Origin of the sequence: Micromonospora orduensis, from assembly GCF_006228125.1 — a bacterium.
Classification (GTDB): Bacteria; Actinomycetota; Actinomycetes; order Mycobacteriales; family Micromonosporaceae; genus Micromonospora; species Micromonospora orduensis.
On sequence record NZ_VDFY01000261.1, the window covers coordinates 1 to 7571 of the forward strand.

At 73.1% G+C, this 7571-nt stretch carries 8 protein-coding genes; all 8 read right to left on the bottom strand.

Features of this window, described 5'->3' with window-relative positions; all coding sequences use genetic code 11:
• A partial coding sequence (locus FHG89_RS28945; protein ID WP_482809826.1) for a primosomal protein N' family DNA-binding protein occupies positions 1-1287 on the bottom strand: 1287 nt, incomplete at its 3' end.
• A gap of 59 nt (positions 1288-1346) precedes the next feature.
• On the bottom strand, positions 1347-2540 hold the full coding sequence (metK, locus tag FHG89_RS28950; protein WP_139587580.1) for a methionine adenosyltransferase: 1194 nt from the start codon (positions 2538-2540) through the stop codon (positions 1347-1349).
• An 87-nt stretch (positions 2541-2627) separates the two neighbouring features.
• Positions 2628-3839, bottom strand: coding sequence for a bifunctional phosphopantothenoylcysteine decarboxylase/phosphopantothenate--cysteine ligase CoaBC (gene coaBC / locus FHG89_RS28955; protein WP_139587581.1), 1212 nt, complete (start codon positions 3837-3839; stop codon positions 2628-2630).
• 14 nt (positions 3840-3853) lie between these two features.
• Positions 3854-4117, bottom strand: a complete 264-nt coding sequence (gene rpoZ, locus FHG89_RS28960; RefSeq protein ID WP_007075826.1) for a DNA-directed RNA polymerase subunit omega — start codon at positions 4115-4117, stop codon at positions 3854-3856.
• Positions 4118-4181: 64 nt separating this feature from the next.
• On the bottom strand, positions 4182-4715 hold the full coding sequence (locus tag FHG89_RS28965) for a nucleoside/nucleotide kinase family protein (protein ID WP_139587582.1): 534 nt from the start codon (positions 4713-4715) through the stop codon (positions 4182-4184).
• 25 nt (positions 4716-4740) lie between these two features.
• Positions 4741-5058 carry an integration host factor, actinobacterial type gene (gene mihF, locus FHG89_RS28970; RefSeq protein ID WP_007458370.1) on the bottom strand — a complete coding sequence of 106 codons (318 nt, stop codon included), beginning with the start codon at positions 5056-5058 and terminating at the stop codon, positions 4741-4743.
• Positions 5059-5236: 178 nt separating this feature from the next.
• Positions 5237-6073 (bottom strand): orotidine-5'-phosphate decarboxylase, encoded by an 837-nt coding sequence (gene pyrF / locus FHG89_RS28975; RefSeq protein ID WP_139587583.1) that lies wholly within the window; start codon positions 6071-6073, stop codon positions 5237-5239.
• Positions 6074-6092: 19 nt separating this feature from the next.
• The gene (locus FHG89_RS28980) at positions 6093-7367 is read right to left on the bottom strand and encodes an adenosylmethionine--8-amino-7-oxononanoate transaminase (protein WP_139587584.1); all 1275 of its coding nucleotides are present in this window, start codon (positions 7365-7367) and stop codon (positions 6093-6095) included.
• Positions 7368-7571: the final 204 nt, after the last annotated feature.

The window sequence follows — 7571 nt, forward strand, 5'->3', positions numbered from 1 at the left end:
TGCCCGCAGCCGCCGTCCGCCGCACTGCGGGCAGGCGTACGCGGCGGCCACCCGGGCGCACCAGCGGCAGGCCGGGGTGCCGCCGGCCGAGGGCAGCGCCAGCGGGCCGGCACAGTGCGCGCAGCGCGCCGGGGTACGGCAGTCGGCGCACGAGATCGACGGCAGGTAGCCGCGCCGGGGCACCTGCACCAGCACCGGCAGGTCCGCCCGGACGGCGTCCCGGGCGGCCGTCCAGGCCAGGCTGGGCAGCCGGGCGGTCGCCGCGCCCGGGTCACGGGCCAGCTGGGGGTCGTCGCCGGTCGGCGCGATGGCCGGAACCCTGGCCCGCACCGTCGCCCGGTCCGCGACGACCTCCCGGGCCCAGCCGGTCTCCAACAGCAGCTGCGCCTCGGCGGTGCGGGCGAACCCGCCGACCAGCGCGCCGGCCTCGGCGAGCTGGGCGCGGGTGAGCAGGACGTCGCGGGCGTGCGGATAGGGCGCACGGGGCTCGGAGTGCAGGTCGTCGCCGTCATCCCAGATGGCGACCAGGCCGAGCCGGTCCACCGGGGCGAACATCGCCGCCCGGGTGCCGATCACCACAGGCACCCGCCCGCGCCGCGCGGCGAGGAACGCCCGGTACCGCCGGGCCGGCCCGAGCGCGGCGGAGAGGCTGACATGCCGCCCCGGACCGAGGACGGTGGTGAGCGCGGCGTCGAGCCGGTCGAGGTCGCGGGCGTCAGGCACCACCACCACGGCGCCCCGCCCACCGGCCACGGTCGCCGCGACCGCGTCGGCGTAACGGGCGGCCCAGTCCTCGCCGGGCAACGCCGACCAGACCGCGCGGGGCGCCCGACCGTCGGTGAGCGCCCGCAGCAGGGCCGGGCCGGTCGGGTAGTCCCGCCACCCGCGCGGGTCCACCGGATCAGCGGTCGGCTCGGCGGCGGTCGGCTCGGCGGCGGGGGCGACGGCCGCCGGGTCGTCGTCGCGGGGCTCCTTCTCCACCCGGGCGTGCCGGGGCGGCACCGCGAGCCGCAGCACGTCGGCGAGGCTGCCCGCGTACCGGTCGGCCACCGCGCGGGCCAGCCGCGCGATCTCCGGCGCCAGCACCGGCTCCGGGGAGACCACCTTCTCCAGGTACGCGAGCCGGCCGGTGTGCCCGGAATCGTCGGCGCGGGACAGCAGCCACCCGTCGACGAGCTGCCCCGCGAAGCGCACCTTCACCCGGGTGCCGGGCACCGCCACGTCGTCCAGCTCGGCCGGCACCAGGTAGTCGAACGGCCGGTCCAGGTGCGCCAGTGGAACATCCACGCAGACGCGCGCGACCGGCGACCCATCCGCGGGTCGCCGGTCGCTGCGCCTGGAGGCGGTCAGGCTCCCGCGGCCGACTTGAGGTCGGCGGCCCGGTCGGTGCTCTCCCAGGTCAGGTCCGGCAGTTCCCGGCCGAAGTGGCCGTACGCGGCGGTCTGCTGGTAGATCGGGCGGAGCAGGTTGAGGTCCCGGATGATCGCGGCCGGGCGCAGGTCGAACACCTCGCCGACGGCCTTCTCGATCGACGAGACGGCCACGGTCTCGGTGCCGAACGTCTCGATGAACAGGCTCACCGGGTGCGCCTTGCCGATGGCGTAGGCGACCTGCGCCTCGCACCGCTCGGCCAGACCGGCGGCGACCACGTTCTTGGCCACCCAGCGCATCGCGTACGCGGCCGAGCGGTCCACCTTCGACGGGTCCTTGCCGGAGAACGCGCCGCCGCCGTGCCGGGCGTACCCGCCGTAGGTGTCGACGATGATCTTGCGGCCGGTGAGGCCCGCGTCCCCCATCGGGCCGCCGATCTCGAACCGGCCGGTCGGGTTGACCAGCAGCCGGTAGCCGTCGGTGTCCAGACCGAGGCTCTCCAGCTCCGGGGCGATGACGTGGTCACGCACGTCCGGGGTGAGCAGCGAGTCCAGGGAGATGTCCGCGGCGTGCTGGCTGGACACGACCACGGTGTTCAGCCGGACCGGGCGCAGCCCCTCGTACTCGATGGTGACCTGGGTCTTGCCGTCCGGGCGCAGGTACGGGATGGTGCCGTCCTTGCGGACCGCGGCGAGGCGGCGGGCCAGGCGGTGCGCGAGGGCGATCGGCAGCGGCATCAGCTCGGGCGTCTCCGAGCAGGCGAAGCCGAACATCATGCCCTGGTCGCCGGCGCCCTGCGCGTCCAGCGCGCTCTCCGACGCGCCGGTACGCAGCTCGAAGGCGTTGTCCACGCCCTGCGCGATGTCCTCGGACTGGGCGCCGATGGAGACGCTGACGCCGCAGGAGGCGCCGTCGAAGCCCTTCTTCGACGAGTCGTAACCGATGTCGAGGATGGTCCGGCGGACGATCGTCGGGATGTCGGCGTACGCCTTGGTGGTCACCTCACCGGCGATGTGCACCTGGCCGGTGGTGATCATGGTCTCGACCGCTACCCGGCTGTGCGGATCCTCGGCGAGCAGCGCGTCGAGGATGCCATCACTGATCTGGTCGGCGATCTTGTCCGGGTGGCCTTCCGTGACCGATTCGGACGTGAAGAGGCGGCGTGTCACGGCACTCCTAAGCGTGTGATGTCGTTCCGCGGCAGTCTAATCACCACTGCGGCCGGTGTCGGGATCGGTCGCGCCCTTTACCACCCGTCAGGAACTGCCGGGCAGCCGCGCCACGACGAGATCCCAGACGGCGTCGGCCACGGCTTCCTTGGCCTGCTCGGGAAGCCGGCTGACCGAGCCGTCCGCCCCGATGACCGTCACCGTGTTGGTGTCGGCGCCGAACACCTTGTCGGGGCCGACCTCGTTGATCACGATCAGGTCGGCCCGCTTCCGGGCGAGTTTCGCTCGGCCGTTGGCCTCGGCGTCGCCGGTCTCGGCGGCGAACACCACCAGCAGCTGCTCCGGTCGCTTGCGCTGGCCGAGCTCCGCGGCGATGTCCGGGTTCGTGACGAGCTCGATGGTGGGCGCGACGCCGTCGTCCGACTTCTTGATTTTGCCAGCCGCGTACGTCGCCGGCCGGAAATCGGCCGGAGCCGCCGCCATCACCACCGCGTCGGCGTCGACGGCGGCCCGGACGGTCGCCTCGCGCAGTTCGGCTGTGGAGCCGACGCGGACCAGATCGACCCCGGCGGGGTCGGGGAGGGAGACGTTTGCCGCGATCAGGGTGACCCGGGCACCCCGGGCGACCGCCGCGCGGGCGAAGGCGTAGCCCTGCTTGCCGGAGGAGCGGTTGCCGAGGAAGCGGACCGGGTCCAGCGGCTCGCGGGTGCCGCCGGCGGTGACGACCACCCGCCGGCCGGCCAGGTCGTCGGTGGGTGCGGAGGCGCCCCGGGCGAGGACCAGACGGGCGACGGCGAAGATCTCCGCCGGGTCGGGCAGTCGGCCCTTGCCGCTGTCCGCGCCGGTGAGCCGCCCGACGGCCGGCTCGATGACCCGGACCCCCCGGGCGCGCAGTGTGGCGACGTTGGCCACCGTGGCCGGGTGCTCCCACATCTCGGTGTGCATGGCCGGGGCCAGCAGCACCGGGCAGCGGGCGGTCAGCAGCGTGTTGGTCAGCAGGTCGTCGGCGAGCCCGTGCGCGGCCTTGGCGAGCAGGTCGGTCGTGGTCGGCGCGACCACCACCAGGTCGGCCTGCTGGCCGAGGCGCACGTGCGGGACCTCGTGCACGTCGGACCAGACGTCGTCGGCGACCGGCTGGCCGGACAGCGCCGCCCAGGTCGGCGCTCCGACGAAGCGGAGCGCCGACGCGGTCGGTACGACGCGGACCCGGTGACCCGACTCGGTGAAGAGTCGCAGCAGCTCACACGCCTTGTAGGCGGCGATGCCGCCGCCGACCCCGAGGACGATCGAGGCGGACATCGACGGTTGCGGGCTTACGGCTGGTCGGTCGGCTCGGCCGTGAGCAGGCCCGCGTTGATCTCGCGCATGGCGATGGAGAGGGGCTTCTCCTGGGGGGTGGTCTCCACGAGCGGGCCGACGTACTCGAGCAGGCCCTCACCGAGCTGGCTGTAGTAGGCGTTGACCTGGCGCGCGCGCTTGGCGGCGAAGATGACAAGCGCGTACTTCGACGTCGTCTTCTCGAGGAGCTCGTCGATCGGCGGGTTGGTGATGCCTTCGGGGTTGGCGATGGATCCCACGAATTAACCTCTGCGTCTTTCGAGCCGCGCGGACGCGGTGCTGAGTCTCAACGGCGGCCGGCGGTCAGCCGCGCACGCGCGACCAGGCCGGATCCGGATAAGAAGAACCGAGTAAGCCTACCAGCTCGTCGACGACCCGCTCGGTGTGGTCGTGGGTCAGGGCGTGGTCGAACCGGGCCACGACGGCGGCGTCGGGCTGTTGCCCGGGCGGGCTCAGCAACACCAGCCGGGCGTCGGGCAGGCGCGCCCGGATCAGAGCGGCGCCACGCAGGTCGAGCGGGAGCAGCACCGGCTGCCCGGTGTCGAGCCTGGCGCGCAGCGGCGGGTACGGCGTACCCCGGCGGTGTGGGCCGGCCCTGGACCACTCCAGCAGCTCGCCGGCGGCCACCCGGCGGTCGAACTCCGCCGGGGCGAGGAAGACCCGGTCGACGCCGTCGACCTCGTGCTCCCGGCGCGGGCGGGTGGTGGCCTGCACCGGGATCCACACGGACGGAGAACGCGCCCGGACGAGCTCGACGACACTCTCCCTGCCGGAACCCGAAGGTCCAGCCAGGACAGTGAGCCGAGCCGCCGGGCGCGCCTCGTCATCCGTGCTCACTGCTTGTTTCTACACGCTGCCAGGTTCAGTTGGCGGCGAACTCTCCAAGCAGTGCCTTGCGCTGCTGCTCGCCGAGGCCACGCAGGCGACGGCTGTCAGCGATCTTGAGCTTCTCCATGATCTGGGTAGCCCGGATCTTGCCGATGCCCGGCATCGCCTGCAGGACGGCCGAAACCTTGAGCTTGCCCACGACGTCGTCGCTCTCGGCGCGCTCGAGGACGGCACCAAGGGTGGTCTTGCCCTGCTTGAGCTGCTCCTTCAGCTCGGCACGGGCCTTGCGGATCTCCGCGGCCTTCTCGAGCGCGGCAGCGCGCTGTTCGGGGGTCAGTGACGGGAGCGGCACCAGTTCTCCTCAGGTCCCTATCGCGGCGGGCGGGGCGCACCGCCGCATCTGTGAAACGTGGTGTCGCTGTGAACCAAGGGGTCCGTGGTTCCCAGCGCGGGGAAAACTAGCGGTCAACGGAGCTTTCGGCAACGTGGGCGCGCGATGATCACCGCAAAGTGACCGAGCCGTCAGTCAGTCACCGGGCAGCCAGAACGGCCCGACACTCGCCGAGCACCCGGTCCGCGGCGGCCCGCAGCGCGGTGCCGTCGGGGCCCGCCGAGAGCACTTCCCGGGAGTACGAGGGAAGCACCGCAGCGAGGCTCGAACCGAAGACGGTCCGCAGATCGGCCGCCCCGGCACCCTGCGCGCCGAGCCCCGGCGCGAGCAGTGGACCCCCCACGCCGGAGAGGTCGTGACCGGTGTCACCGATGGTCGCGCCGACCACCAACCCGAAGCTGCCGAGCGGTTTCGCACCCTTGTTGAGCTGGGAAATCTCGTCGATCACGGTCTGCGCGACGGTGCGCCCGTCGGCCGTTCGGGCGCGTTGCACGGCGGCTCCCTCCGGGTTGGAGGTGAGGGCCAGCACGAAGACCCCGCCGCCGTGCTCGGCGGCCAGCTCGAACATCGGGGCCAGCGAACCTACTCCCAGGTAGGGGCTCGCCGTGACAGCGTCGACATACATCGGGCTGGATGGATCGAGGTACGCGGAGGCGTACGCGCGGACCGTCGAGCCGATGTCGCCGCGCTTGACGTCCAGCAGAACGAGCGAGCCGGCATTACGTAACTGTCGGATAGTTGACTCAAGTACAGCCACTCCGCGGGATCCGAAACGTTCGAAAAAGGCCGACTGAGGCTTGACCACCGCAACCCGGTCACCGAGGGCGTCCACGACGGTCCGGGTGAACCGGTCAAGACCCTCGACGTCGTCGTCGAGGCCCCAGCGGGCCAGCAGAGCGGGATGCGGGTCGATGCCCACACAGAGCGGTCCCCGTTCGGTGACCGTCCGGTGCAGCCGGGTTCCGAAGCTCTCCATCGGCGTACTTCCTCTCTCGTCAGCCGGCCGCCACCGCCGCCGCCACCCCGGACGCGATCCGGGCCAGGTCGGCGTCGTCGGTGACGTACGGCGGCATCGTGTAGACCAGGTCGCGGAACGGCCGCAACCACACCCCCTGCTCGACTGCCGCCGTGGTGGCCGCGCCGAGGTCGACCTCGTGGTCGAGCTGGACCACGCCGATCGCGCCGAGCACCCGCACGTCGGCCACTCCGGGCGCGCCGCGCAGCGGTTCCAGGCCGGCGCGTAGACCGGCGCCCACTCTCGCGACCTGCCCCGCCCAGTCCCCGGCCCGCAGCAGCCCGATGGACGCGTTGGCCACCGCGCACGCCAGGGGGTTGCCCATGAACGTGGGCCCGTGCGCCAGCACGCCGTCCGCGGAGATGCCCCGGGCGACCTCCGGGGTGCACAGCGTCGCGGCGAGGGTCAGGTACCCGCCGGTGAGCGCCTTGCCCACGCACAGCACGTCCGGGGTGACGCCGGCGTGCGCGGCGGCGAACATCTCGCCGGTACGGCCGAAACCGGTGGCGATCTCGTCGAAGATCAGCAGGATCCCGTGCGCGCGGGTCACCTCGCGCAGGACCCGCAGGTAACCCGGGTGGTGGAAGCGCATGCCGCCGGCGCCCTGCACCACCGGCTCCACGATCACCGCGGCCACTTCGTCGGCGTGCCGCTCGACGGTGTCCACCAGCGCCGCCACGTACGCCTCGTCGGGCGGATCGGTGAAGCCACCCGGGGGGACCGGCGCGAAGACCTGCCGGGGCAGCACGTCGCCCCAGAGGTGGTGCATGCCGCCCTCCGGGTCGCAGACGCTCATCGGGTGGAACGTGTCGCCGTGGTAGCCGCCCCGCCAGGTCGCCAGCCGGCGCCGCTGCGGCCGTCCGACGGCCCGCTGGTACTGCAGGCACATCTTCACCGCCACCTCGACGCTGACCGAGCCGGAGTCGGCCAGGAAGACGTGCTCCAGGCCGTCCGGCGCAAGCTCTACCAGGTTCTGGGCGAGTTGCACCGCGGGCTCGTGGGTGAGCCCGCCGAACATCACGTGGCTCATCCGGCCGAGCTGGTCGGTGACCGCCGCGTCCAGCACCGGGTGCCGGTACCCGTGGATCGCCGCCCACCAGGACGACATCCCGTCGACCACCTCCCGGCCGTCGGCAAGCCGCAGCCGCACCCCCTCGGCGCTGCGCACCACGTACGGCGGGTTCGCCGGCGGCAGCGCGGCATACGGGTGCCAGACGTGCGCCCGGTCGGCAGCCAGGATCTCCTCGGGTGTCACGCGTACTCCTTCACGCCAGGAACGGTCCGGACGGCGGACGTCCTGCGGCCGGGTCGACCCCCTCCCCCGCCGCCTCCGCCGCCACCTCTGCCTCCGCCTTTGCTTTGCACCCGCGGATGCGACACCCCCAGGTGCGACAGCCGCGGGCGCGACAGCCGCGGGCGCGACAGCCGCGGGCGCGACAGCCGCGGGCGCGACACCCGG

Bases quoted from the DNA above. Each gene is read 5' to 3' on its own strand.
- coaBC (WP_139587581.1), bottom strand. From the start codon at position 3,839: ATGTCCGCCTCGATCGTCCTCGGGGTCGGCGGCGGCATCGCCGCCTAC.
- pyrF (WP_139587583.1), bottom strand. From the start codon at position 6,073: ATGGAGAGCTTCGGAACCCGGCTGCACCGGACGGTCACCGAACGGGGA.